We start from the raw sequence: 26,051 nt of genomic DNA, 5'->3' as shown, positions 1-26,051 counted from the left end.
GTGCCGGTGTCTCTTCTGTAGTTGACACCTCGGCACGCAAACGTTGGCCGATGCCATCCATCAGGTCAGGTGGCTCTGGCTCAGATCTCGGCCGCCGAGTTGCCTTGGGCAGGGTGACGAACATAGTAGTTGTCGAATTCGGTACTTTCGACAAACTGGAAGCCATGACGCGTATAAAAACGATTTGACTCGCTTTCTCTGAGAGCCCCTACCCGCAATGCCATTCCTGCGGCATCCGCTTCCACGAAGATTTGACTGAGGACAACGGAACCTATGCCCGCGCCTTGTGCGCTCGGCTTGATGTACAGATGATCAAGCAATAATCCGTCGATAAGCGGCTTGATGACGACGAAACCTACTCGCTCGCCGGAAACTTCAATGCAGCGAGTGGACTCGGAAGAAAAGCCTTCGCGAAAACGCTCGCGGGCCCGCACGGGATCGAAGCGACCAATGCGCTCAAGGCTTTCACGCATGGCTTCAATCCGAATAACGACAAGTGTTTCGAAATCACCGGGTTCAGTTCCAACAAGAGTAACTAAAGGGATAGCCGTAGTTGCAGGCTGAAATTGCATCCCGAGTGCTCCAGTTTCTATTCAGTAGAATCAGCTCTCACAGAAAGCTTGCTTGAAAAGTCCCAACAGTGGATGGGGCAATGTGGGTTAACGGATTCAGAGCGTTAAGCTATCGCGACATGCGCGACACCGCCTGCACGACATCCTCCGCCATCCGTTCAGCACTGCTCATCCCGTCAACCCGCAACACCGAGGCCACCTGCCGGGATAACCACGCCTCGTGCCACGCTCGGTTGCGTCCTGAAAAGTTCGGATCATCATACTGCGAAGCCCATTCCCGAAAAGCCTCATGTATCTGATACATGTCACCACCTGGCGCTATCCGACCGCCAAAGTTCTCCTTCTCACGTGCGGCCAGCCGTTCAAGGCGAACGGGTGTAGGTGTGACAACGAAGACAATCAGCTCCGCATCAGCGATGAGCGCATCTCCCCAGCCCATGCATGAACCGCTCAACACCCAATCGTCTTTACCGAGTGCTTGCTGCATCAATGACACGCGATCAGCGGGAGGCCGCTTGGTCGTGAAGGGAGGGTCTGTGGGCATCCAGTAATAATCATCGACATCGACCTGCCTTACATCAAGCCGCGTGGCGAGGTTCTGACCCAAAGTCGTCACGCCTGCACACGAAGCGCCTGTGATGTAAATCCGCATTTTTTCCTCCATGAATACACGCTGGTTTCGAGCTCAGGGAGCTACCCGATAAGCAGGCCGACTATGCCGTCCTGCTCTGGTATTTCAGGGCAAAGGTGCTGGGCTGACGGTGTACCATCCCGACGGCGTCTTGGCACACACCTGCGGTCTCAGCGGCGTTTCAACGGTGGTATCGCCCTGCGCCGAGAGTTGGCGCACGGCAATCACGCAACCGGCCTTGAACGTGCTGATTTTCAACATTTGAAGTTCCATTTCATAGTCCTTGCCGGGCTCGGGGATGAGCGTGACGGGTGCGGGAAAGCAGGACATTTGCGAGCCGCCCATGGCGAACCCGGCAATGAAGGGTTTACCCGCAGGGATGACATGCTCGTCAAACACCTTGGGCGATTGGTTGATGGCTTTGCTTGCCTTGCTGGCGGGAATGCCGATGATGGTTGGTGGCCGCCACCCTACTATGAAGGGTGCTTATTCGCCCACCTGGCATGTGCGGCTGAGCGGACGCTCGCCTGTGCCTGCTTCAAGCTGAACCCGCCGGCCGTTCACCCAAACGCTCGACCAACCTTACAAGATAGCCATCGGGATCCTGGACGATGAATTCGCGCTGGCCGACTTCTACGTTGTTCGCCCGATACCAGGTGTCTTTGCATGCTCGAAAGAGTGGAAATCCAGCCTGACCCAGTTTCTGGATGATGGGGGCCACAGCCACAACGTCAATCTGCAGGTTGATGCCTCTTCCAAACGGCTTACTCAACGGGGCAGTCAGCCATTGGCCTGCATCCGGGGCGGCCTGCTCAAGCATGACTTGCGCACCGTTCAGGTCGAGGTAAGCGAACCCGTCTTCTGGGCGTTGATAAACCACTTCAAATCCCAGGCAGGACACCCAAAAGGCCAGGCTGCTTTCCAGGTCAGCGACCATTAACTCTGGAACCAGTTTGCTACGTTCGAACATCAGGTGACTTCCATTTCATTAGGCTTATTCAGCGGTGAGGTTGAACACCCCAGACAGCCAGTTCATAACCATCAGGATCGGTGAAATGGAACCTGCTTCCACCGGGGAACGAAAATGTCGCGCGGGTAATTACAGCGCCCAGGGCTTTGAGCCGCTGTTGCGCGGCATCGAGGTCGTCGGTGTACAAAATGATTAAAGGACCACCCGGTCGAACCGGTTCGCCGGTGGTGAAGCCACCGGTAAGGCGGCCATCGCTGAATTCAGTGTAGGTAGGGCCTTAGTCGACGAATGTCCAGCCAAACGCGCTGGCGTAGAACGCTTTGCTGCGGGCAATGTCGCCCACATTGAACTCGATGTTGTCGATTTGCCGATCTTGACCGCGAACACTCATGCTTGCCTCCATGGCTGCTGTTTAAGCCAGCGAGTGTAACGTACTCGCACACCTTCATGAGTGTCGCTTGAGCTTTTACCCTGGGCGAAACCGGGTTCGCCAAATGTGCCTATGATGCTTCGAACCTGCGCCATTATCGGCTTGAGATAAGGGAGGAAACACAGTGCTGAAGATTGGAATCCTGGGTGTGGGTGAGCTGACGGAGAAGGTTGTGATCGGGCTGCGCCGTGGCGGGTTTACCGGGCGAGTGCTGCTTTCTCCGCGCAATCACGAACGTGCACAGCAACTCAGCCGTCAGTGCGCGTGTGAGGTGATGGCCGACAATCAACAGGTCGTTGATGAGGCGGACCTGTTATTCCTCGGTGTGCGCCCGGAGGTGGTCGAGCAGCTGTCCAATGAAATACAGCTCAAACCCCAGCAAACGCTGGTGTCGTTGGTGGCCGGTTTGAAGCGCAGCGAGTTACAACGCTGCTTCCCACAGACGCATTCCGTGCGCGCAATGCTCTCCTATGCGGCCCAGATCAATCAGTCCACGGTGGTGGTCACGCCAGGCGGTGAGCCTCATGAAACGCTGCTGGGCACGCTGGGTTCGTTGATAGTGCTCGACGACGAAGCTGCGTTCGAACTGGCCACCGTTGCGGCTTGCATGAATGGTTGGTTCTACTTCTTCCTGAGCGATCTGCAGCAATGGTTTACCGATAAGGGCTTGTCGAAAGAGCAGGCTGCGCAGCTTGTGATGGGCAACATGCAAGACTGCCTGGCCAGCGCCCGGCACACGCCGCAGGCCAGCCTGCAAGCGTTGGGTGGCGCCATTGCTACGCCAGGGACTTTTACTGCGGCTGGGTTGGAGGTACTCAGGAATAACGGCGCGACGCCGGCATGGAGAGAGGCGTTTGAAGCAGTGCTCAACCGTCTGCATAAAGGTTCGTAGTGGGGCGCTCAAGAAATCGAGTATCTTTAGCCGCCTCAGCCGCGCACGATTAATAGTTCAGGGAAGAATGGAATGGCACTCAGGGTGATGGTGATCGGTGGCTACGGTAACTTCGGCAGCATTGTATGCCGGCATTTGGCCGTAGCGCCGGGCATTGAACTGGTGCTCTCGGGGCGTGATCCCCATAAGTTGCAACGCAAACTTGATGAGTTGAACGCACCGTTGGGCAATGTGTGCGAAGGCTGGTGCGGCGATGCCATGGGGGCCGGTTTCGCTGGCGTCCTGCAGTCTCAGAACATCGGGTTGGTGGTCCATACCGGTGGCCCGTTTCAGGGGCAGTCCTATGCCGTCGCCCTGAGTTGCATCGAGGCGGGCGTGAACTACTGTGACCTGTCTGACTGCCGCACGTTCGTCAATGGCGTGGACGTGCTGGATGCACAGGCCAAGCAGGCGGGCGTCGCCATTCTCACGGGTTGCAGTTCAGTGCCGACGCTCTCGTCGGCGATCATCGATCAGTACCGGTATCGCTTCACGCGCATCGACTCGATCGAGCATGGCATTTCCTCTTCGGCCAAGATGCCGGGCTTGTCGACGGTCGAAGGTGTGCTCGCCTATGCGGGCAAGCCGATCAAGCAGCTCAGGAACGGCCAGGTGCATGAAGTGTTGGGCTGGCAAGACCTGACGCTGCGCAAGCTGCCACAGCTAGGCACACGGGTGCTGGCTAATGTGGACGTGCCCGACATGGATATTTTCGCCAGCCGCTATGGTGCCCATACCTTGAGCTTCAAGGCGGGCGCGGGACTCAAACTGGGAGGCGTCGCCAACTACTTGCTGGCCCAGGCTTTGCGGCTGGGGATTGTGCGTGACCCTGCCACCTGGGCCGCACGGCTGCATCGGCTGGGTACCTGGTTCGAACGTTTGGGTGATGGCAAAAGTGCAATGTACATCGATGTGCGGGGCCTGGGTGCCGAGGGTCAACCGTTGTCACTGGCGGTGCAACTGACGGCCTTGAACGACAAAGGCCCGGAAATTCCCAGCTGCGCCGCCGTTGCGCTGGCTATCAAACTCGCCCAGGGCAATGTACCCGAACCCGGCGCGCGGCCGTGCGTCGGTGAGATAAGCGTCGACGAATACATGGCGGCCATCAACGATCCGGCGAACCTGAGCCTGGCCGTGCGTTTTTCAGACGGATATTCCAAGCCACTGCACACAGCGCCAGCCCGGCCACGTTAAGTGACATAGGGTTAAACGCCTCCCTTAGCAGCGCCGGGCTGACCACCGCCACATCCACCAGCAACCCAATCAGTGCCGTCGCCGCCACCGCGATCGGCCAGGGATTGCGTGGTGAAAGCACGATCCATAACGCCAGCGCAATTTCGCCAACCCCCGCCAGCGTTGCGAATAACTGCACTTGCTCGATCCCGTGCGCCTGAAACATCGTCCGCTCGCCGTCGCTCAGCCACAACAGCTTCGGCACCAGCCCATGATAGGCGAACATAAACGCCAGGCCGCCTCGGGCGATCCAGTTGATGCGCACCAGGGCGTTCATAACGGTCTCTTCAAAAAACGCTGCTCATGATCGGGATCCGGTAACAGGCAGGTGTTGTACTTGCCGAAGAGCCGATAGCGATTGCGTGCGATGCGATCGTAAGCCCAATCCCGAAGCCCCCGCGGGATGCCGCGCAACAGCAGAAATGGACGCCACACGGCAGGCAGTTGCGCGATGATTTCGAACACCGCGTCCGAACGCATCCAATAGTGGTGGTCGCGAATCACCGCCAGGGTGTCGAACTGATCCAGTGGCAATCCCGCCCAGGCCAGCAACGCCTGCCCCTCGGGGGATTGCACTGCCGCCAATCGAATACGGCGCGGGTGGTCATGACGAATCAGGAACCTGGCCCAACCGTTGCACAGCTTGCACACACCGTCGAACAACACGACGGTTTCGCCAGGGTTGAGCAAAGGTGCTGGAGAAGGGCGAGTTTGGGATGCGGGCATGAGCGAGGGTCCAATCGGGCGGGCCTAGGCTGGATCATACCCGTGTTCAGCGCGAATCGTGTTGGTTGGATTTCGGTTGTAGCGGCGAGCGAAATTTCAGCTGCGACGCCGATCAAGGGTCGGAGCCGTCGAGCCCCGGCGAGGCTGCGAAGGCGGCGGTATCGCCAGCCACTTCGTCGCCTGACACACCGTTTTCGCAGCTCCGCGCCGTTGTTCTTGAACCTAACGCGAAAGCAAAGGCGCCGCGTCCTTCTCCTCCGACCCCACGTCATGCAACGAAATCCTCGATGTCTCCGGCAGCGCCAACCCGCCCGCCAACGCCAGCAACGCCACCGCAATCAGATAAAACGCCGGTGACAGATTGCTCCCCGTAGTGCTGATCAACCATGTCGCCATCAGCGGCGCGGTTCCGCCGAAGATCGTATAAGCCACGTTATAAGTGATCGCCGAGGCGGTGTACCGCGTGCGCGTCGGAAAAGTCTCCGACAGCAACGCCGCCGTGACCACACCACACAAAACTGCGCCCACCGCCAGCAACATCACCCCGACAATAGACGCCGCAAACGAACCCGAACTGGCCATCAGGAACGACGGAAACACCACCACGATCAGCAATGCACACGCCGTCATCACCGTGACCCGACGCCCGACTCGATCTGAATACAACCCCGCCAGCGGGCAGATCGCCGCCGCGAAGATCAACGCAATCAGCGACACCAGCAACGCCGCCGCCCGAGTCAGCCCACCCGCCACTTGCAGGTACGTCGCGAAGTAGGTGGTGAACATATAAAACGACAGCGCCGTCAGCGACACAAAAGCGCCCAGGCAGCAGATCGCCGCACCATGGTTGCGCAAGGTTTCCTTGAGCGGGGAGTGGGCGACTGCGTGCTCTTGCTTAACGGCCTGGAAGGCTGGCGTTTCATCCAGCTTCCAGCGCAAGTAAAGCCCTACCAGGCCCAGCGGTGCGGCGATCAGGAACGGCAGGCGCCAGCCCCAACTGCCCATCGCCTCGACGGATAATGACGTCTCAAGGGCGTAAGCCACCACAGCTGCGGCGGCGAAGGCGGAAAACGTCGAGACCGGCACGAAGCTGCCGTACCAGGCGCGTTTGTCACTGGGCGCGTGCTCCATCAGGTAGGCACAGGCTCCGGCGTATTCGCCCCCGGCTGAAAAACCTTGGGCGCAGCGGATCAGCGACAAAAGAATCGGCGCCGCGACGCCGATGGCCGCGTACGTAGGGAGCAGGCCGATCAAAGTGGTGGCGCCGGCCATCAGCAGGATTGTCATGGCCAGCGTGCGTTTGCGGCCAATCCGATCACCGAGCATGCCGAAGAAAATCCCGCCCAAGGGCCGGAAAGCGAACGCAACGGCGAATACGGCGAAGGTTTTCAGCAGCGCGGCGCTGGCGTTGCCGCTGGGGAAAAATTGTTGGGCGATGGTGGTGGCGAGGAAGCCGTAGACGGCGAAGTCAAACCACTCGACGAAGTTACCGATGCCGGCGGCGATGATGACCTTTCGCAGGGTTTGGGGGCTGACCTGTTCGGTGGATGGGCTCGTCATGGGTGAGGGCCTCGGAATGATCGGGGATGATCAATTATCGGGGGAGGCGGTTGGGCCGCGGGGCCCAAAAGAGTCGTCCGCGTAGTCAGTAGCGACTCTATGGGCATATGGAGGCAGGAATTGGGCCAGGTGAGGCGACGGGCTATCGATGGGCGGGGCTGGATGAGTGTGGCTCGCGCGCAGGCCGAGGTGATCTGCGATAAGTCAGCAGCACAATCCCCGTCACCACGATGACACCGCCGGCCAACTGCCCGGCGCTGAGCATTTGATCGAGCACGATCCAGCCCATCAGCAGCGTCGCCAGCGGCTCGATGTTCATCACCGGCGCATTGCGCGGCATATCCAGGCGGGGGACGGAAATGAACAGCACGATAAAACCGGTGCCATAGAGCACGACCAGCGTCGCGAGCGCCAGCCAACCGGTACCCGTTGCCGGCAAGTTCAGGCCGCCTGGAAGGGCACCACTCAGGCCGGCGAGGTTGACGCTGCTGAACACGATAAAGATCGTCAGCAGGCTGCGCACGGAACCACGTACCTGGGACAACTTGTGATCGGTGATCCACAGCGCGCAGGCGAATACAAACGCGGCGCAGAAGGCGAGGGTTATGCCGAGTAGCCAGTGCGGGCCGATGTCTGTATTGCTTGAGAGGCGGCCTGGTACGTCGAGGACAAACACCAGCCCCACCAGAATCAAGCCCATCAGCAGGCCGGTGCGAGCAGTGGGTCTTGGGCCGCCAAATGCCCAGGTGAGCAGCGCCAGCAAAATAGGGAAAACATTGCCCACCAACAGCGCCACCGCTACGGGTACGCGGGCTACGGCGGAATACAGGCACAGGCTTTGCGCCGCAATAAGTAGGCCCAGCAGTACTTGCCAACGCCATGCACCGGGCGGCAGGCGCAGGCTTTGACGCTGCCACAGCACTAACGCGGCCAGTACCAACAAAGTGCCGCCCGAGCGCAGCACAATGGCCAGCAACACCCCGGCGCCGTCATCAAAAGCTACGCGAGCGGCGATGTGGTTGCCTGCGAAGGCGCAACCCATGCAGAGCAGAATCAACACGGCGATGGGGCGGGAGAATAGGGCGGGTGTGGCTTGGGCAGGGGCAGTCATGGGGAACTCGAGCAATGGACGCCATCGTCGCGGATGGCTATTTATTTTTAGGTTGTCGTACAACTGGGTGGTGGGATTTGTAGCCTGTTTAACGCGAAGGGGCAAGGAGGCCGTTTAAATAGTGAGTTCAGGCTTTGGCTTTGCCGTCGAATCGCTGTCACCAAGTGGGCGCACATCTGCGCTCGCACGGCTCATTGATGAAACCGCCTCCCCAACGCATCCAACCTCACCGCAATCGGCGGTAACCGTTCACTGCTCCTCGCCAACATCTCCACATCATCCGCTGTGCTCTGCGCAATGGTTTGCACCGACTGCAACCGCCCGACGATCTCCAGGTTCGCCGAGGTTTGTTCGCGGGTGGTGGTCACGATCTGCCCATTCAGGTCGTCGATGTGTGCGATGTCATTGCCTACCGCGCGCAGCATATCGACCGCCACCTGGCTGTCTTCCACGCAACGTTCGACGCCTTGGCGGCTGTCGTGCATGGCTTCTACGGCTTGGCGACTGCCGTGTTGAAGGCCTTCGATGATGGTTTTGATTTCCTGGGTGGACACCGCCGTGCGCTGCGCCAGGCTGCGGACTTCGTCGGCGACCACGGCGAAGCCACGACCTTGCTCGCCGGCGCGGGCGGCTTCGATGGCGGCGTTGAGGGCGAGGAGGTTGGTTTGGTTGGCGATGCTACTGATGACTTCCAGTACGGTGCCGATGTGTTCGGCTTGTGTGGCCAGGCCTTGCACGGTCTCGTGCGTGCCATTGATGCGTGAGGCCAATTGGGTGATTTCCTGCTGGGCGCGACTCACGCTTTCCTGGCCGCGCAGGACTTGTTGGCTGGCCTTGCCCGCGTGATCCACGGCGTGTTCGACGTGTACGGCGATGTGGCCCATGGCGACTTCCATGCGCTGCATCGAGCCGGTCATCTGGATGATTTCTGCCAACTGATGCCGCGCGCCTTTTTCCAGAGTGCCGCTGGCGTCTGCCAGTTCCTGGCCGAGTTGGCCGAGGCCGTGGGAGTCGCGGGCGACGCCGTCAATCAGGTGGGTGATCTGTTGCAGGAAGTGGTCGAAACGCTTGGCCAGGGAGACGTGCACTGTGCCTTTGTCAGCATTGTCGGCCTCAACGGTGAGCTGGGAGGTGACCGCGAGCATTTTCTCAAGCATTTCCTGGCTCTCGACTGCTTCGGCCTGGCTGTGCACGGCCAGGTAGAGCAGGGCAACGGTTTCCATCACCACGTAGAAGGCGTGAACGAACACCATGGTCCAGCCACCGTGGTGTTCCATCACGAACACCGGGAAACCTTGATGTTGCAGCGCATGGAACACCACGTGGTGCACGGCAATTGTCGCTGCTGCGATCAGGATCGGCAGCCAGTCGCGATAAAACGTCAGCACGGCCAGCAGCGCGAAGATCCCGAAGTGCGCTTCGATCACCCCCTGCGCCTGGTTGATGTGCAGTGCAGCCATCACCATCAGGCCCGCGCCTAATGCGCAGCGCATCACGCGGGTTCCGCCAAGGGCTCGATAAAGCGCAGTGAGCACCACGCCGGTGCCGCCGCCCACGATCACGGCCTGCATCAATGTGTCGTGCCAGAACGCCAGGCCCAGGGAGAACAAAAACATCAGCCAGATCAACGCCAGCATGATGCGGTCGGCTTTACGGTAGTGCTCGAAAAAACGCGCGCGGGTGTGCATTCACACTGACTCCATATGGTTTGGTTGGAACAAAACGGGGGCAGGGTGGAGCAAGTGGGGTGTTTTTGTTTTTTATTGGATTGAGTTTTGCCAAACGCATATCGGCATCATCGAGAGGAACTTTAGAGACGGCTACCCAGTCGGGTAGCCGAATATGCGTCGATGATTAGAAGCTGTACTTGGCCGTCAGCGTCATGTTGCGCGGGTTGCCGTAGGCGTCACCGCCGTAGCTCACCGAGTTGGCAATGGTTGTGTAGTAGCGTCGGTCGAAGATGTTGTTGGCGTTGAGTTGCAGGTCAAGGTGATCGTTGACCTTGTAGCCGGCCATCAGGTCGGTGACGGCGTAAGCGCCTTGTTCAAGGCGATAGTAGCTGCCATCAGCCAGCTTAAGGTCGTCGTACATGCGGCTCTGCCAAGAGATGTTGCCACCCACGCGGAGTTTTTCCAGTGGGCCCTGGAAGTTGTAGCGGGTGGTCAGCTTGAACAGATGCTCCGGCGTATCAGTGTCGAACTGCTTGTTGACCTTCTGCGGGTTCGCTTCGTCCTTGATGGTGTGTGTACGCGCGTAGGTGTAGCCACCGCCGACCTGCCAATTCTCGGTCAACGCGCCCTGCAGTTCGACGTCGATACCCTGGCTGCGAATCTCGCCGGAGGCTTCAGAGCAGGAGGCTTGTGGGCAGTTTGCCACGGTCACGCCCACTGCTCGGTTTTCCTGGTCGACGCGAAACAGCGCCAGGCTCGCATTCAGCGCGCCACCCAGGTATTCGCCCTTGATCCCCACCTCATAGTTCTTGCCGACGATCGGCTTGAGTGGGTTGCCTGAAGTATCTTTGTCGCTCTGTGGCGTGAAGATGTCGCTGTAGCTGACGTAGACCGAGTGGTGATCGTCCAGGTCGTAGATCAGGCCTGCATAACGGGTGAGGTTGCGGGTCACTTTGTAGTCGCCGGTGTCGCTGCCATGGGCATCGTAGTCATACCAATCCAAACGTCCGCCGAGGATCAGCTTCAATGGGTCGGCCAGGCTCAGGCGAGTGGTGACGTAGAGACCGTCCTGGGTGGTGACGGTGCGGTCATTGGTCGTGTGCACAAAGTCCGGCTTGGCAGCCGTGAGCGGCCAGTTGGTGTTGTACGGACTGTAATTGTGGGTGGTCATGTCGTAGATGCGGCGGCTGGCGCCTACCACCAGTTCATGGGTGCGCCCAAATGCCTGAAACGGGCCGCTGGCAAAGGCGTCAACGCCGGCCTGGTTTTCGTCGTAGGCGGCCTGGTAGACCGTGCGGGCCAGCGTGTTGTTGACCCAGCGTGACTGGTAGGAGCCAGAAAACAACGCGTTCTGCTCGGCGTAGTTGGCGTTGACCTGAAGCTTCCAGTCGTTGGCCAGGCGCTGACGCAGCTCGGCGAACACTGTGTTGATCTCCTGGTCCTTGTTCTCCCAGTCGGTGCCGGGATTGTAAGAGCGCGGCAGGTCCAAGTGATGGCCATCCTGGCCGACCATCGAAGAGCCCCAGAAGTAATTGGTCTTGTCCTTCTGGTTTGAGAAACCGAGGGTGAGGGTGGTGTCTTCGCTCAAGTCGGCTTCGGTGACGGCATAGAACAGGCCGTGAGTGTCCTCGGCTTTATCGATGAAACTGTTGGCGCCGCGGTATGAGGTCACCACCCGCCCGCGCCAAGTGCCACTGTCATTGAGCGGGCTGGAAGCGTCGAGCTCGCCGCGGTAGTCATCCCAACTGCCGGCGGCGCCGGTCAGGGTGACTTTCTGCTCGTCCAGTGGGCGCTTACGGACCAGGTTGATCGCGGCCGAAGGGTTGCCCGCGCCAGTTACCAAGCCGGTGGCACCGCGCACAACCTCGACACGATCAAACATCGCCAGGTTCGGCTGAGCGCCCACCGTTGTGCCGTTATAGCCGCTGGGGATGCCGTCATACATGAGGTTGTCGATGTCAAACCCGCGCGAGGTGTAGGACTGCCGCCCAGGCCCGCTGGAGTAGTTCAGGAACAACCCGGGAGTGGCATTGACCACGTCGTTGATGCTGGTCATCGCCTGGTCGTCCATACGTTGACGCGTGATAACGGTGACAGCCTGCGGGGTCTCACGCATGGTCAATGGCAGCTTGGTCGCCGTTTTCATCGCGCCAGTGGTGTAGGACTGCGTGCCTTCGGTGGTTTCGCCAAGCTGCTGCTCCCCGGAGATTTGCGTGGCGCCCAGCTCAAGCGTGGTTGTCGGCGTTTCAGTGTCCGCGGCAAAGGCCGCTTGGGCGCTCGCAAGACAGACAGCCAACGCCATCAAACTGGGTGAAAAACCTTTACCGCCGTGTTGTTGCACAGGCATGGAACTGAACCTCCCCGAATGCCATCCGTGGCGAATAATAAAGATGTTGATAATTATTCGCATAAGTCTCGCAGATTGAGTCGGAAGGAAAAAGCCTTTAGGGATAATTAGTTAACGAATTTTTCACATGTGGCGGATGGGGCGTTTAGCTATCAATCTCCAAACGGGCCCCAGGTGCGGCTGCTCAGTCGCGCTTGGGAATGGCCAGCCGGAATCACGCCTTCTTCTTCCAGGGGTTTGCGTCGCCGCCAGCAGGTCGTGAGGCTCAGGGATAAACGCTCGCTGAGTTGAGCGTTGTAAATACTGGCGTCTTCCTGCCGCAGGGCGAGGATGGCGAGATCAGTGTCATCAAGAGCGACCTGTGGCGCTGCGGCCGGATACACGCTTGGCGCTGTACGTGATGCCGGCCTGGTTTATCTGGCTGGGGATCGCTTACCCGTTTTCGCGATTCAAGGGTGCTAATTGGATGAAGGGGACACACTCGGTCGCAGGTGATCCGCATCAATGACGGCCTTGGCAAACGCCTCGGGCGCCTCCTGCGGCAGGTTGTGACCCACGCCGTCATTGATCAGGCGGAACGCCTACTTGCCGGCAAAGCGCTTGGCGCAGTCGCCGGGCGCGGAGCGCCGTTGGCGTCACCAGTTGAACACGGTGATCGCCACGTGATGCGTGTTCTCCAGGCTTTTGGCGTTGCGGTCGAACGTGGCGTAGCAGCCTGCAATCCCGCCCTCACACCCATCAAACACACTAGGACAGGTGAGGTTTTACGACAGCACGATCTCGTAAGGCTCGCGCATACGCTCCAGCAGCACCTGGGCCATCATGGGGGCCAGGCCGATTTCCGGATCGCCGGCCAGCTGGCTGGCGTAGGCGTGGACGGCATGGAGTTTGCGCGCCACGCTCCAGCTGTCCAGATGCACTTTGCGCGCCCGTTGCCAGGGGATGATCGCCCCTTCTCGGGCGGGCCAGTGCCAGGCCCAGATCGGCAATTCATGCAACTGCGCGCCTACCAGGCTGCATGCCTTGGCGCTGGCACGGCCGACTGCGTCATGGTCGGCGTTGCCGTCATTGCGCCATGTGCTGAACACCACGTCGCCCGGTTGCAGGTAACGCGCGATGAACTGGCTCAGCTGTGCTTCCCGGGCGGCGAGGGCGGTATCGCAGAACCCGCCACGTATCCACCTCAGGCTGTGCAACGGCATACCCAGGCGGCGTAGGGCTTCGACACTTTCCTGCGGGCGCACCACGCTCAAGCGGCTTGCCGGCCATATGTTGGACCCCGGGTGGCTGGCACTGCCGTCGGTGAGGGAGATCAGTTGCAGCGGGTGTTCCAGGGTGCTGAGCAACTGCAGCAAGCCGCCACAGGCCAGCACTTCGTCGCCGGGATGGGGGGCGATGATGACCACGCGCGCGCCAGCGGGTACCAGTGAGGACGCGGTGATCGGAAGGATTTGCGCCAGTTGCGGGGCGCTGTTCCAGATTTGCGCCGTACCGCAACGGCCGTCGCTTAAAGAGGCAAGCTTCATGGGGTGTTACATCCTTGTCGATTGATGCCGTGGGTCGTGCCCGTTGACGGGACGACTCTCTTCTATCCACCACAGGCTCCGCCGCAGTGGCTGCATGGCACTCCAACCGTGGAATACCAGCAAGGCGTCCTCAGCATAGACAAGGATTGGTCGCTTTTACATTCAGTAACGCCGTTTTTTAAGTGGCGTGCATCAAACGCTTCAAATAATCGCCAAACCCGCCTTGTGCGCGGGCGTCCAGGCGCGCACTGGTGATCACTTGCGGCGTATGGCTCCAGGCGATGGAGGCGCCGCACCGCTCAAGGTTGCGCACCAATTGGACATCTTCATGGCACGCCAGCGGTTCGAAACCGCCGGCGCGCACATAAGCGCCAGCGCTCACGCCCAGGTTGGCACCGTGGATATGCCGATGACCGTCACGGGCCTCATAACCTTGCAGATAACGAATGTGTGCCGCGGGGTCGAAATCTTCGCTCCAGGCGTCCACCGTGACAGTGCCGCACACCGCATCCACCCCCAGCGCCAGCTGCGCCACCAGCCAGTCCGGGGCAACCCGGCTGTCGGCGTCCGTGCAGGAGATCCAGCGCGCGCCCTGATTGAGCAGGTGGCGCGCGCCAACGCCGCGCACATGCCCCACATTGCGCGCCTGGGCTTCGAGGTACTGCACCGGGTAGGCCTGGGCAATGGCGGCACTGCCATCGCTGCAACTGTCGAGCACGACCAGGATAGTGACTGTTTCGCCCATCAATCCAGGGTGGCAAGCCGCGATCAGCGCCGCTTCAAGGCAGTCGCCCAGCAACGCCTCTTCGTTATGGACCGGGATCAGAATACCGATCATCGCAAGCCCTCAAGGGTAGCGACCGAGGTGCCATCGCGGCTCCATAGATCAAGAAGAAAGTCGTGTTCGTGATGGCTTGCGATCCGCGGCATGTCCAAGCGCTGCTCGAGCAGCGCGTGCACCTGCTCGGCAGTCTGCGGGCAACCTTCGATAGGCGGGCGCCAATGGCAGGCCAGCACCTGGCCGTCGTCGGTAAGCGAGGCGCGGGCGCGATCAATCAACTCGCTCAGGTCGTTTGCGTCGAGGTAGTAGCACAGCTCGCTCAATACGATCAGATCGAACTGGCCGGTGGGCCAATGGTCCGGCAAGCGACTTTGCTGCACCTGCGCATGCGGGAAACCCAACAGCCGGCTACCCGCCAGCGCCACGGCGGCGGCGGCGGTGTCGCAACACAGCAGGCGGTCGCAACGTGGCGCCAGCTCGAAGCTCAGCTCGCCATTCGCGCAACCGGGCTCGAACACCGAGGCATAGCGCGGCCGCGTGAGTATCGCCAGGGTCAGTGCGCGTTTGCGTCGCTCGTACCAGCGCTGGCGAAAGGCCCAGGGATCGTCGTTCTCGGCGAACAATTGGTCGAAGTAAGGCGTGGCCACACTCATACGAACACCACTTCAAAGGGCTGCAACAAGCGCTCCACCACATAGGGCGCGAGCACTGGCGCGAGGCCTACCTGCGGGTCACCTTCCAGCTGGCTGGCGAAGGCATGGATGGCATGGCGCTTGCGGGCGACGGCTTCGCAGCTCAGCGCAATCTTGCGCGCGCGGTGCCAGGGCACCAGGCTGTTTTCGGGGGTTGCCCAGTGCCAGGTCCACACCGGTACCTCATACAGGGTTGCGCCCACGGCTTCGGATGCCTTGGCGCTGGCACGGCCAACGGCCTCATGGTCGCAATGGCCGTCTTCACGCCAAGTGGTGAACACTACATCGTTGGGTTTGAGGTAACGCTGGATAAACGCAGCGAGTTCATCCTCGCGCGCCGCGACCTTGCTGTCGCTAAAGCCCGCGCGCAGCCATTTCAAGCTGTGGGCAGGCAGGCCGAGACGATGCAGGGCCTGTGCTGACTCCTGGGGGCGCACCACGCTCAAGCGCTCGACCGGCCAACGTTGCGAACCGGGATGACTGGCGCTGCCATCGGTGACTGAAATCAACTGTATTGGCCGGCCCAGCGCCGCCAAACCCTGCATCAGCCCGCCGCAACCCAGCACTTCGTCATCCGGATGCGGGGCAATGATCACTGCACGATGGCCTTCAGGCACCAACTGCTCGACGCTGATCTGTAGCAACTCGGCCATTTTCGGCGACGCCTGCCAGTGATGCAGCGGCGTACCCTGGCCAACAATCGGATTGGCTTTCATAGCTGCCACCTTCCTGTGGGGGCGCCCGCGGCCAGTTCGCCAAGACCAGCCAAGTCGCGCTCGGCATGGCTTTGGCGCACATACACCGGCAGGTCCGCCATCAACTGGGCGAAGTGCGGGTCCTTGCAATACGGACCCGCACCGACGGCGCGGCCAACGTGGCGAATCACTTGCTCAACGGTGTCTTCGATGCAGGCACGCGTCTGTTGGGCCAACGCCCTGGCGTCAGTCTGCGGTTCTCGGTCGAGGTGTTCGGCACTGGCGCGCAGCACGCAGGCGGCACTGTTCAATGCACTGTCGACGGCGCCGAGATGCGCGAGGGCATGCGGTTCAGGGCGTTTATTGCAGTGTTGGTGCAAGACTTGCGCCAGGCGTTGCGCCGCGCCGTACCAGCAGGCTGCGATGCCGATGCCGCCCTGCCAGAAGCCGGGGCGGGTGAGGTAATCACCGGGGCTGCCCACGGCAAGCCCCCACGCCCCATCAAACACGACTTCCACACTGCCGGTGGCCGCCATGCCCACGGCATTCCAGCCCTGGTCAGTCACGGTGATGCCGGGTTGGTCCATGTGCACCGCCACCAACTGCTGGCGATCTTCTTCGTCCCAGGCCGTCAACAACCCATGGCTGACCACCGCCGCGCCGGAGCACCAGGCTTTACGCCCTTGCACCAGCAGGCGATGGCCCTCTTTGCGCACATGCACCTTGGCCATGGGGGGTTCGGCTGCCCACATACCCCACGTACTGCCCAAGGGCGGCAAGGGGCTGTTGAGCTCGGCGATGATTGCCAGGGCATCGGTATGGCCTTCAAACAGCTTGCACAGGCGTAGGTCGTGACCTGCCACCTGCGCCAAGCGGCTGAACCGTTCCAACGTCTGCCCGCTGCCCGGCAAGGGCAGTTGGTCCAGGCCTTCCTCCTGAAGCGCCTTCAGGGCGGCGCCCAGGGCTTGCGTGTCCGCATAGCCCCGATAGCCTTGAAGGAGTCCATGCAACGCCATCTCACACCTCGTCTTCGTGCTGCAGCTCAAACAGTAGCAACGAGCGGCCGGTCACCGCGTATTCATGTTCAAAGTCGAAACGTTCCTGACCACGCACCGCAGGCTCGTTGGTGTCGAGCATGCAGGACCAGAACTCACCCTCTGGCACTGGCGGCAGGCGGAAATTGACCATGTCGTGGTGGGCGTTGACCACCAGCAGCAAGGTCGCATCGGCGCCGGCACGGCGAATCCCGGTTTCCTGGGCGCGGCCATCCATCAACATGCCCAGGCAACGGCCGTGGCTGTCTTGCCACTGTTCTGTGGTCATCTCGGTGCCATCTGGCGATAGCCAGGTCACGTCCTTCACGCCGATATCTTCGTTGTAATCGCCCACCAGGAAGCGTCCACGACGCAGGATCGGGTAGGTCAGGCGCAGCTTGATCAGGCGTTTCACAAATTTGAGCAGCGCCTTGCCGTCGTCGTCCAAGTCCCAGTTGACCCAGCCGATCTCGCTGTCTTGGCAGTAGGCATTATTGTTGCCGTGTTGGGTGCGGGCAAATTCGTCACCGGCCACGAGCATCGGCGTGCCTTGGGACAACAGCAGCGTTGCGAAGAAGTTACGCATCTGGCGCAGGCGCAGTGCGTTGATCTCCGGATCTTCGGTGGGGCCTTCTACGCCGTGGTTCCACGAAAGGTTATTGTTGCTACCGTCCTGGTTGTTCTCGTCGTTGGCTTCGTTGTGTTTGTCGTTGTAGGACACCAGGTCGTGCAAGGTGAAACCATCGTGCGCGGTGATGAAATTCACCGAGCTGTAAGGGCGGCGGCCACGATGATTGAACATCTCACCCGAGGCGGTCATGCGCGCAGCGAAATCCGCCAACTGGCCGTCATCACCTTTCCAGAACGCGCGCACGGTGTCGCGGAAGCGGTCATTCCATTCCACCCAGCCCGGCGGGAAATTGCCCACTTGGTAGCCACCAGGGCCGCAGTCCCAAGGCTCGGCGATCATTTTCAGCTGGCGCAGCACCGGGTCCTGGCGGCAGGCCACGAGGAAGCTATGGCGCTCGTCGAAACCGTCGCGATAGCGCCCGAGGATGGTCGCCAGGTCGAAGCGGAAACCGTCGACGTGCATTTCCGTCGCCCAATAACGTAGCGAGTCAGTGACCATCTGCAGCACGCAAGGGTGGCTCAGGTCCAAGGTGTTACCGGTGCCGGAATCGTTGATGTAGAAACGTTTGTCATCCGGCATCAGGCGGTAGTACGAGGCGTTGTCGATGCCACGCATGGACAGGGTCGGGCCGCGTTCGTTGCCTTCGGCGGTGTGGTTGTAGACCACATCGAGGATCACCTCGAGCTTCTGTTCATGCAGGTGCGCGACCATCTCCTTGAACTCGGCGATTTTGCCGCTGGCCAGGTAGCGCGGGTCCGGGGCGAAAAACGCGATGCTGTTGTAGCCCCAGTAATTGGTCATGCCTTTTTCCAGCAGATGCTGGTCGTTGACGAATGCGTGTACCGGCAGCAATTCGACGGAGGAAATGCCCAACTGGCGGATGTGCTTGAGTACATCGTCTTCCATGAGACCGGCGCAGGTGCCGCGCACGGATTCGCCCACGGAAGGGTGGCGCATGCTGATGCCGCGCAAGTGGGTTTCATAAATGATCGTACGGTCCCACGGCACACGCACCGGCTGGTCGTTGCCCCAGGTGTGCGCCGGGTCGATGACCTTACATTTGGGCACGAAGGGCGCACTGTCGCGTTCGTCGAAGCTAAGGTCGTCGTCGGGGTGGCCGATGGTATAGCCGAACAGCGCCTCCGACCATTTGAGTTCGCCCACCAACTGTTTGGCATAGGGGTCGATCAGTAATTTGTTGTGGTTGAAGCGGTGGCCGTTGGCCGGGTCGTATGCACCGTAGACACGGTAGCCGTAAATCAGCCCAGGGTGGGCGTCGGGCAGGTAACCGTGGAAGATTTCGTCGGTGTATTCCGGTAGTTCAATACGCTCCACCTCAATCTCACCGGTGTCATCGAACAGGCACAGCTCAACCTTGGTGGCATTTGCTGAGAACAGTGCAAAGTTGACGCCCAGACCATCCCAGGTCGCGCCAAGCGGGAAGGGCAAACCTTCACGAATCCGCGACGGTTCGCTGTCCGGCGTCGGTGAGGTTTTATCGGGTTTGCTCATTGTGTTGCTCCTGCAGGGTCTTTTTTCAGGCCGAACGCGGCCGTGCTGACGAGATTTCAGCTGACAATTTGGAATAAGAAATCACCGCTTGCCGACGGCGTCGGCAAGCGGTGTGAGGTCAAGACTTGGGCTTCTTCGGCGCCGACGGCTTTTTAGCGGCCGCTGGTGCTGGCTTGCTGGCCGAAGGTGCCGAAGGCTTGGCCTTTGGCGACGGTTTAGGCGCGCTTGCCTTGGGTTTGGCCCCCGCCTTTGGCTTGCTTGGCGTCAAGGCCTCGGCTTCCGCCAGCTTGCGCGCCATTTCCCAATGCCGCGCATCTTCACCGTGGGGTTTGCCTTCGGACTCCCAGATCTGATGCGCCAGCTCGCGTATGCGTTTGTCTTCAGTACTCATCACAATGCTCCTCGCAGAAAATTTTCAGCTTTCTTGATCATCAGGATTGATAAAGACATTGACCGGGAAATCCCCCAGGGCAGTGCTAACCAACAGCTCCTTGTCTGGTGTGACTGCGCCTGTATGAAAAAGTCCCTTCCAGTTTTGGGTTGTCGCGGCGAACGGTAATTTCACCCGCGTATCGCCCCAAACCTGCGCATTGATCTGGGGATGCACACCGTTTTCAAGCAAGCGATGCGGCCAGCGTGGCACCACCACCAGCAGGCGTTTGCCCTGGTGTTCACGACAGAACGCGACCACCCGTTCAGCGTGCTTGCCCACCACGTCCAGCGGTGTGTAGGTGGCGCTGCGGAACAGCTCGGGATGGGCCTTGCGCACGGCCAGCACCTGAGCAATCAGCGCCTGTTTGATACGCCCGTCGCGCCAGTTGAACAGCAGTTCGCCAATGTCCGGTGGTGTATCCAATGCGTGTTGCCGTGCATTGAAATCCACTGGGCGGCGGTTGTCCGGGTCTACCAAGCTGAAGTCCCAGAACTCATCGCCCTGGTACAGGTCCGGCACACCCGGCACAGTGATGCGAAGCAAGGATTGCGCCAGGCCATTCAAGGCGCCGGCCGGGGCAATCGCCTGGGCGGCGTTACCGATAGCGGTGCGCAATGGGTGGCCTTCATCGCTGAGCAACAGCCGCGACAGGAATGCCTCGACGCCTTGTTCATAGGCCTCGTTGGGCGCGCTCCAGCTGCTCTGCAACTTGGCTTCGCGCAGGGCTTTTTGTTGCCACTGCCACAGGCGCTGCTGGTAACCCTCGAAGTTGGAGGCAATGTCCAGCGGCCAACTGCCCAGCAATGCCTGATAGAGGATCAATTCATCGCCGGCTGACGGCGTGTTTGCATCGGTACGCAACGGGGCGGCGAGGCTGCGCCAGTGCTCTACTTGCTCGACGTACCACGGCGCGCATTCGCTGAGCACCGCCAGGCGCGCGCGCGTGTCTTCGCCGCGCTTGTGGTCGTGGGTGGCGGTGGCCAGCAGGTTGTCGGGGAAGCGCTGCAAGCGTTGCCCGTTTACCGCATGGAAGTCGGCCAACGGCGCGCTGAACTGCTCGGTGCTGAAGCCCACGTCATTGCGCGATAGCAATACCGCCGAACGATAGAACGCAGTGTCTTCCACCGCCTTGGCGGCCGCGGGCGAGGTCAGTTGCTGGAAGCGCACGCAGGCATGTTTGAGGATCTTGCGTTCACGGCCTACCGGGCGATTGCGCCACGGCTGGCCACCCAGCCATTTCTCCAGGTGCTCGAGTACCGGCCAGTCGCCTTCGCCCAAGGTCGTGCGAGCGCCCTCCATGGCTTGCTGGAATACCTTGTCGTCGGCGGCGCTGCGCCCACGGGCACTGATGTAGGTGCGGTACACCGGGAAGTGCACGATCAGTTCCTGCAAGGCGCGGCGGATCGCGCCCAGGGTCAGGTCGCGGGTCATCACATCGTCGCGCGCCACTTGCAGCAGCGCGCGGGCCACGCTTTCAAAGTCGCCGCCGAGTGAACCATTGAGGATTTGCTGGCGTGCCAGTCGGGCTTCCTCGATGAAGGCCGACGGCCGTTCGCTGTGGCGAGTCCACAAGTCGGCCAGCGGCTCAAAGCCGTCCGGGTGATGTTGCAGCAGCGAGAGCTGGTTCATGAATTCGTAGCCGGTGGTGCCGTCCACTTGCCAGTCTTCACGAAGGGTTTCGCCTTCACCGAGGATTTTTTCCACAAAGATCGGCAGATGCCGCTCTGGCGACAGCGAATCGACGCGGCGGCGCAGCTTGCGGCAGTAACCACGCGGGTCGGCCAGGCCGTCGATATGGTCGATGCGCAGGCCATCTACCAGGCCTTCGCTGATCAGGTCAAAGATTTTACCGTGGGTGGCTTCGAACACCGCCGTGCGTTCTACGCGCAGGCCGCCGAGTTCGTTGACATCGAAGAAGCGCCGCCAGTTGATATCGTCCGCTGCGGTGCGCCAACTGGCCAGGCGGTAGGCCTGTTGTTCGAGCAACTGATGCAGGCGGTTGAAGCCCTCGGGTTGGCGTCCGTCGAACTCGGCCAGCCGTTGTTCAATGGCTGGCAACACCTCGGTGGCACGCTCGGCCAAGGCCTGCTTCAGCCACTGAGCCTCATGGTAGGCGTCATCCTGATAGGCGAGGGCGGTGAAGCGCTCCGCCAGGGGCTTGAGCAGTTCACCGGTGCCCAGGATCGCTGCGTATTCCTTTGGGCAGATCGGGAAGCGGTGTTCGTAATGCTCGACGTAGAACGCGCCGTGGGGGGCGTCGAACCGCAAGGTCAGCGCGCCGGTCTGCAGGGCTTCGCCATAATCGCTGCCTAGGAATGGCATCAGCAGTTGGCCCTTGAGCAACGGGTCGGGCGAATGCCACTGAATATCGAAGAACTCGCTGTAGGGGCTCAGGCGACCCCACTCCAGCAGGTCCAACCACCAAGGGTTATCCGCGCCGCCCACCGCCATGTGGTTGGAGACGATATCGAGGATAAGCCCCATATTGTGCTCACGCAGCGCCGCGGCCAGGCGGCGCAAGGCCGCTTCGCCGCCCAGTTCCGGGTTGACGCTGGTGGGGTCGACGACGTCGTAGCCATGCATGGACCCGGCGCGGGCGCTTAGCAGTGGTGAGGCATACAGATGACTGATGCCCAATTGGGCAAAATACGGCACCAAGGGCACCGCATCATCGAGGGTAAAGTCTTTATGGAATTGCAGGCGCTGGGTGGCGCGCAGGGGCAGTGCTTTCATCGGTCACGCTCATAGGCTTGGTTGCGCGCGACGGCCAACAGTTCGAGGCGGCGGGCGGCCCCGGCATTGTCGAGCAGGCTGGAGGCCTCACCCGGCAGGCGGCGGCGCCAGTTGGGGTGGGTGTCGGTGGTGCCGGGCAGGTTGGGCTGTTCTTCGACGCCCAGGGCGTCCTCCAACGGCAGCAGGACCAGCGGCGCGCGGGTGTGGCCGAGGTAGCGCACGCTGGCGTCGATCATATGGTCGGTTTCATTGCGAATTTCGTCGACGAAATTCTGCGGGTCCTGGCTCAAGGCCTTGCGCAGAGCCTGGCGTTCGCGCAGGCGGTGCTCGCTCCATTGCTCCACAGTCGGCGCATCGATAAGGCCGAGCTGGATGTTCCAGTCGATATCACGGCTGTGCCACCAGCCGTTGAGCGTAGGCAAGTCGTGGGTGCTGGTGGTGGCCAGCGCGTTGTCGGGCCAGTCGAGGATCGGCCTGAACTGGCCTTCGTGGTTTTGCTCGAACAGCAACACGCGCATGCCCAGGATTGAGCGGGCGATGAGTTTTTCGCGCAGGCCATCCGGCACCGTGCCGAGGTCTTCACCGAGCACAATCGCCTGGTGGCGCTGGGATTCCAACGCCAGCAAGCGCAACAGGTCGTCCACCGGGTAATACAGGTAGGCGCCGTCCGTGGGCGAGGCGTCCATGGGGATTACCCACAGGCGTTGCAGGCCCATCACATGGTCAATACGCAAACCGCCAGCATGGGCGAAGTTGGCACGCAGCATTTCGATGAAGGCGCGAAAACCATGGCGCTTGAGGCCTTCAGGTGAGAACGCGGATATGCCCCAGCCCTGGCCGGCACGGTTGAGGATGTCGGGCGGCGCGCCGACGGTCAGGTTGGCGAGCAACTCATCCTGGCGGCTCCAGGCCTGACTGCCGCCGCCGTCGGCGCCCACGGCCAGGTCGGCGATCAAACCGACGCCCATGCCGCTGCCTCGGGCGGCCTGCTGCGCGCGCTCAAGGCAACGGGCGATCAGCCATTGGCTGAAAGCGAAGTAGCCGATTTCATCGCTGTTTTCTTCGGCGAACTGAGCCAGAGCCGGGCTCTGGGGCGTGCGCCAATCCTGCGGCCAGTGGCGCCAGTCGAGCGCTTCACCCTTCGCGGCACGAGCAGCTTGCACGGCTTCGAAGCGGCAGTGGTTTTCCAGCGCCTCGCCACCGGCCTGGCGGAAGCTCAGGAAATCGGCGTGTTGTGGGTGGTGGCCGTGGCGGAAGTCTTCATACAGTGCACGCAATAGTCGCTGCTTGGTCTTGGCGGCCGATGGCCAGTCGATCAGGGTGTGCTGCTCCAGATCGTGCAATTCATCCGTCAGGCCGATGGCCTCGATGGCGTTGCGCACTTCGCGTTCACCCAGGATGCAGCCAGGCGAAGCGTACAAACCGTTGAGGAACAAACGACTCGATGGCGAGTAGGGGCTGTAGCGACCGGTGTCGGCGCTGAACATCGCGTGCATCGGACTGATCGCCAGGGCGTCGGCGCCGCGTTCGGCGGCCGAGCGGGCCAGTTGCTCCAGCGCCAGGGTGTCGCCAAAGCCGCCATCACCCAGGCGCCGCAAGGAATACAATTGCGCGCTCACGCCCCAGGCGCGGGCGGGTTGTGTGTCGACGGCTTCGGCCACGCTGTAGCAATGGGTGGGTGCGACGGCCAGGGTGAACGTTTGGCCGGCGATCTGCACGTGGTGGTAGCCGAGTGCAATGATGCCCTGCAGCACTGCGTCGGCATCAAGCCGCAGTTCCAGGGTTTCGCCTTCTTCAAGGCTGACCCGGCACAGGGTGTCTGGTTCAAAGTAGCGCGCCAGGTCCAGCCCTTCGCCGCTGTCGATGGTCAGCAACGGTGGCAGGTGTTTGTTTTGTTGCACCTGTTCCAGTTCGTACAGGCTGGCGTCGATCTCGGCATCGCTATCGGCGGGGTGGCCCAGGCCTTTGAGAACGGCGCGCAGGGCGTCGGCTTTCACACGTTGCGGGCGACCGTTTGCGTCGATCCAATCGACGGCCAGGCCCGCTCGGCTGGCGAGGATTTCCAGGTTCGCTTCGCTCAAGGGTGCTCTCCAGCAGGGGATAAGGTGACGCGTGCGCTATACGGCGGCAAGTGAGTGCCCGCCTCGGCATGCGTTTCAAAAAGGACGGGGGCTGTCGCCGGATGATCCAGGGCCGTGGCGCTCAGGTTGAGGTCAATCTGCAGCACGCTGCCGTTACCCAAGCGCCAACGGGCAGTGACGGCGCCCTCGGCCAACACCTCGGCGCCCAGTGTCACGCTGCCCGGCAAGTGCGGCACGATGTGACGGTGGCGCAGGCCCAGCAGTTGGCGGTAGAGCTGGGCGTGGGGGGTGTCGGTAAACAACGGTGCCGATTGTTGAAAGGTGGACGCGTTGTTGGGGTCGGGAATGCGTTCACGTCGTTCCGGATCCTTGAACGCCGCGAAGTCAGCGAACTCATTGCGCCGACCTTCACGTACCGCTTCGGCCAACTCGCCGTGGTGGTCGGTGAAGAACAGGAATGGCGCGCTGGCATTCACCTCGTCACCCATGAACATCAGCGGAATCATCGGCGACAGCAACAGCAGGGCGGTCGCGGCCTCCAACGCCTGGGGCGAGCAGAGTTGGTGCAGGCGTTCGCCCAGAGCGCGGTTGCCGATCTGGTCGTGGTTCTGCAAGAACGCCACAAATGCGCCCGGTGGCAGATGCCCGCTGGGTTCACCGCGCGCATGGCCATGCCGAGTGGTGTGGCCCTGATAGATAAAACCTTCGCTCAGGCAACGGGCCAATTTGGCCGTAGGTTCGTGGGCAAAGTCGCTGTAATAAGCGTCCGTCTCGCCCGTCAGCAGGACGTGCATGACGTTGTGGAAGTCATCGTTCCATTGCGCGTCGAAGTCGTGCTCGTACTCCAGGAGGCCGGCCTGGTTCAGCTCGTTTTCCAGGGTCAGCCAGACGTGCCGACCCGTGTCCACTTCCTCGCGAACCCGGTGCGCCAACTCCTTGAGAAACTCCGGATTGTCGATGGCATGCACCGCGTCCAGGCGCAGCCCATCGAAGCGGTATTCAAGCAGCCACATCAAGGCGTTATCCAGGAAGAAGTCGCGCACTTCACGGCGATCGAAGTCGATACCCGCCCCCCATGGGGTGTGCACGTCTTCCTGGAAGAAACCCTTGGCGTACTGCCCCAGGTAGTTGCCGTCGGGCCCGAAGTGGTTGTAGACCACGTCAAGGATTACCGCCAGGCCATGCTCGTGGGCGCTGTCGATCAGGTGCTTGAGCTGTTCGGGGGTGCCGTAGGAAGCTTGGGGCGCGTAGGGCAGGACCCCGTCGTAGCCCCAGTTGCGTTCGCCGGGAAATTGCGCCAAAGGCATCAATTCAATCGCGGTCACACCCAGCTCAGCCAGGCGTGGCAGGTGTTTCTCGACTTCTGCGTAACCGCCCAGTGCACCGACATGCAGTTCGTAGATCACTGCTTCGTGCCACGGGCGGCCTTGCCAATCGCTGTGTCGCCACTGATAGGCGAGCGGGTCGACTACCAGGCTCCAACCATGTACGTCCTCGGCTTGAGCCCTGGACGCCGGGTCGGGTACATCCATTTCTCCATCGATGTTGTAGCGGTAGCGCGTGCCCGCGGGGCACTTGATTTCTGTTTCGAACCAGCCATCTGCCTGAGGCAGCATGGCGACGGACTTGCCATCTTCCAATTCAACGCTGACATAAAACGCGTCTGGCGCCCACAAGGCAAAACGCGTGTGTTGCGCGTCCAGCATGATTGCGCCGTGGGGCCAGGTTTCCAGAGTCCGTAACGGCATCTAT

The 26,051-nt window shown here is 61.2% G+C and carries 22 protein-coding genes and 4 pseudogenes; 3 read left to right on the top strand and 23 right to left on the bottom strand.

Translation table 11 applies throughout. The features are described 5' to 3' along the window. Window positions 1-80: 80 nt before the first annotated feature. The 5 genes and pseudogenes from AACY08_RS26200 to AACY08_RS26180 all read right to left on the bottom strand — a co-directional run bounded on the left by AACY08_RS26200 (window position 81) and on the right by AACY08_RS26180 (window position 2,564). Window positions 81-572: a GNAT family N-acetyltransferase gene (locus tag AACY08_RS26200; RefSeq protein ID WP_339472054.1), complete on the bottom strand. Its 492-nt coding sequence runs from the start codon at window positions 570-572 to the stop codon at window positions 81-83. Window positions 573-681: 109 nt separating this feature from the next. Next, window positions 682-1,224, bottom strand: a complete 543-nt coding sequence (locus tag AACY08_RS26195) for an ATP-binding protein (RefSeq protein WP_339472053.1) — start codon at window positions 1,222-1,224, stop codon at window positions 682-684. A gap of 84 nt (window positions 1,225-1,308) precedes the next feature. Further along, window positions 1,309-1,476 carry a hypothetical protein gene (locus AACY08_RS26190; protein WP_339472052.1) on the bottom strand — a complete coding sequence of 56 codons (168 nt, stop codon included), beginning with the start codon at window positions 1,474-1,476 and terminating at the stop codon, window positions 1,309-1,311. Between the two features lie 265 nt (window positions 1,477-1,741). Then, entirely contained in the window at window positions 1,742-2,173 is a 432-nt protein-coding gene (locus tag AACY08_RS26185) for a bleomycin resistance protein (RefSeq protein WP_339472051.1), read from the bottom strand. Between the two features lie 28 nt (window positions 2,174-2,201). After that, window positions 2,202-2,564: pseudogene (locus tag AACY08_RS26180) on the bottom strand (VOC family protein). A gap of 163 nt (window positions 2,565-2,727) precedes the next feature. Here AACY08_RS26180 and AACY08_RS26175 point away from each other — a divergent pair. Together AACY08_RS26175 and AACY08_RS26170 are read left to right on the top strand one after the other, a co-directional pair. Further along, the gene (locus AACY08_RS26175; protein WP_339472050.1) at window positions 2,728-3,495 is read left to right on the top strand and encodes an NAD(P)-binding domain-containing protein; all 768 of its coding nucleotides are present in this window, start codon (window positions 2,728-2,730) and stop codon (window positions 3,493-3,495) included. Window positions 3,496-3,567: 72 nt separating this feature from the next. After that, window positions 3,568-4,728 (top strand): saccharopine dehydrogenase NADP-binding domain-containing protein, encoded by a 1,161-nt coding sequence (locus AACY08_RS26170; protein ID WP_339472049.1) that lies wholly within the window; start codon window positions 3,568-3,570, stop codon window positions 4,726-4,728. Here the strand turns inward: AACY08_RS26170 and AACY08_RS26165 are convergent. From AACY08_RS26165 to AACY08_RS26135, 7 genes and pseudogenes are all read right to left on the bottom strand, one after another. Beyond that, window positions 4,640-5,044: a DoxX-like family protein gene (locus tag AACY08_RS26165; RefSeq protein WP_339472048.1), complete on the bottom strand. Its 405-nt coding sequence runs from the start codon at window positions 5,042-5,044 to the stop codon at window positions 4,640-4,642. The two genes, AACY08_RS26170 and AACY08_RS26165, sit on opposite strands and share 89 nt — an antisense overlap. After that, on the bottom strand, window positions 5,041-5,493 hold the full coding sequence (locus AACY08_RS26160) for a thiol-disulfide oxidoreductase DCC family protein (protein WP_339472047.1): 453 nt from the start codon (window positions 5,491-5,493) through the stop codon (window positions 5,041-5,043). The genes AACY08_RS26165 and AACY08_RS26160 overlap by 4 nt, the downstream gene beginning before the upstream one ends. Window positions 5,494-5,715: 222 nt before the next feature. Beyond that, on the bottom strand, window positions 5,716-7,053 hold the full coding sequence (locus AACY08_RS26155; protein WP_339416035.1) for an MFS transporter: 1,338 nt from the start codon (window positions 7,051-7,053) through the stop codon (window positions 5,716-5,718). A 142-nt stretch (window positions 7,054-7,195) separates the two neighbouring features. Further along, window positions 7,196-8,164, bottom strand: coding sequence for a DMT family transporter (locus AACY08_RS26150; protein WP_339472045.1), 969 nt, complete (start codon window positions 8,162-8,164; stop codon window positions 7,196-7,198). Between the two features lie 191 nt (window positions 8,165-8,355). Beyond that, window positions 8,356-9,852, bottom strand: coding sequence for a methyl-accepting chemotaxis protein (locus AACY08_RS26145; protein ID WP_339416039.1), 1,497 nt, complete (start codon window positions 9,850-9,852; stop codon window positions 8,356-8,358). A 166-nt stretch (window positions 9,853-10,018) separates the two neighbouring features. Further along, window positions 10,019-12,181 (bottom strand): TonB-dependent siderophore receptor, encoded by a 2,163-nt coding sequence (locus AACY08_RS26140; RefSeq protein ID WP_339472044.1) that lies wholly within the window; start codon window positions 12,179-12,181, stop codon window positions 10,019-10,021. Window positions 12,182-12,393: 212 nt separating this feature from the next. Next, window positions 12,394-12,564 (bottom strand): annotated as a pseudogene (locus AACY08_RS26135) (winged helix-turn-helix transcriptional regulator); the annotation flags it as partial. Here AACY08_RS26135 and AACY08_RS26130 point away from each other — a divergent pair. Beyond that, a pseudogene (locus AACY08_RS26130) lies at window positions 12,543-12,689 on the top strand (amino acid transporter); the annotation flags it as partial. The pseudogenes AACY08_RS26135 and AACY08_RS26130 overlap by 22 nt on opposite strands. Here AACY08_RS26130 and AACY08_RS26125 read toward each other — a convergent pair. The 11 genes and pseudogenes from AACY08_RS26125 to treZ all read right to left on the bottom strand — a co-directional run. After that, window positions 12,640-12,888: pseudogene (locus AACY08_RS26125) on the bottom strand (hypothetical protein); the annotation flags it as partial. The pseudogenes AACY08_RS26130 and AACY08_RS26125 sit on opposite strands and share 50 nt — an antisense overlap. A gap of 57 nt (window positions 12,889-12,945) precedes the next feature. After that, window positions 12,946-13,707: a PIG-L deacetylase family protein gene (locus AACY08_RS26120; protein WP_339472043.1), complete on the bottom strand. Its 762-nt coding sequence runs from the start codon at window positions 13,705-13,707 to the stop codon at window positions 12,946-12,948. A gap of 178 nt (window positions 13,708-13,885) precedes the next feature. Next, window positions 13,886-14,545 (bottom strand): glycosyltransferase, encoded by a 660-nt coding sequence (locus AACY08_RS26115; RefSeq protein WP_339472042.1) that lies wholly within the window; start codon window positions 14,543-14,545, stop codon window positions 13,886-13,888. Then, window positions 14,542-15,141 (bottom strand): SAM-dependent methyltransferase, encoded by a 600-nt coding sequence (locus AACY08_RS26110; protein WP_339472041.1) that lies wholly within the window; start codon window positions 15,139-15,141, stop codon window positions 14,542-14,544. Before AACY08_RS26110 ends, AACY08_RS26115 begins: the two co-directional genes overlap by 4 nt. Continuing rightward, a complete protein-coding gene (locus tag AACY08_RS26105) occupies window positions 15,138-15,896 on the bottom strand; it encodes a PIG-L deacetylase family protein (protein ID WP_339472040.1) in 759 nt (252 codons plus the stop codon). Before AACY08_RS26105 ends, AACY08_RS26110 begins: the two co-directional genes overlap by 4 nt. Then, window positions 15,893-16,891 (bottom strand): acyl-CoA dehydrogenase family protein, encoded by a 999-nt coding sequence (locus tag AACY08_RS26100; RefSeq protein WP_339472039.1) that lies wholly within the window; start codon window positions 16,889-16,891, stop codon window positions 15,893-15,895. The genes AACY08_RS26105 and AACY08_RS26100 overlap by 4 nt, the downstream gene beginning before the upstream one ends. 1 nt (window position 16,892) lies before the next feature. Continuing rightward, window positions 16,893-19,052, bottom strand: a complete 2,160-nt coding sequence (gene glgX / locus AACY08_RS26095) for a glycogen debranching protein GlgX (RefSeq protein WP_339472038.1) — start codon at window positions 19,050-19,052, stop codon at window positions 16,893-16,895. 118 nt (window positions 19,053-19,170) lie between these two features. Beyond that, window positions 19,171-19,443 carry a DUF2934 domain-containing protein gene (locus tag AACY08_RS26090; RefSeq protein ID WP_339472037.1) on the bottom strand — a complete coding sequence of 91 codons (273 nt, stop codon included), beginning with the start codon at window positions 19,441-19,443 and terminating at the stop codon, window positions 19,171-19,173. 24 nt (window positions 19,444-19,467) lie between these two features. Then, complete coding sequence (locus AACY08_RS26085; protein ID WP_339472036.1) at window positions 19,468-22,218, bottom strand: malto-oligosyltrehalose synthase; 2,751 nt, start codon at window positions 22,216-22,218, stop codon at window positions 19,468-19,470. Continuing rightward, window positions 22,215-24,299, bottom strand: coding sequence for a 4-alpha-glucanotransferase (gene malQ, locus AACY08_RS26080; RefSeq protein WP_339472035.1), 2,085 nt, complete (start codon window positions 24,297-24,299; stop codon window positions 22,215-22,217). Before malQ ends, AACY08_RS26085 begins: the two co-directional genes overlap by 4 nt. Beyond that, a complete protein-coding gene (treZ, locus tag AACY08_RS26075) occupies window positions 24,296-26,047 on the bottom strand; it encodes a malto-oligosyltrehalose trehalohydrolase (RefSeq protein ID WP_339472034.1) in 1,752 nt (583 codons plus the stop codon). The genes malQ and treZ overlap by 4 nt, the downstream gene beginning before the upstream one ends. Window positions 26,048-26,051 lie beyond the last annotated feature (4 nt).

This window comes from Pseudomonas sp. EL_65y_Pfl1_R83, assembly GCF_963970695.1.
Classification (GTDB): Bacteria; Pseudomonadota; Gammaproteobacteria; order Pseudomonadales; family Pseudomonadaceae; genus Aquipseudomonas; species Aquipseudomonas tritici.
The sequence above is the reverse complement of the archived record's forward strand: the minus strand, read 5'-3'. Positions and strand labels throughout refer to the sequence as shown.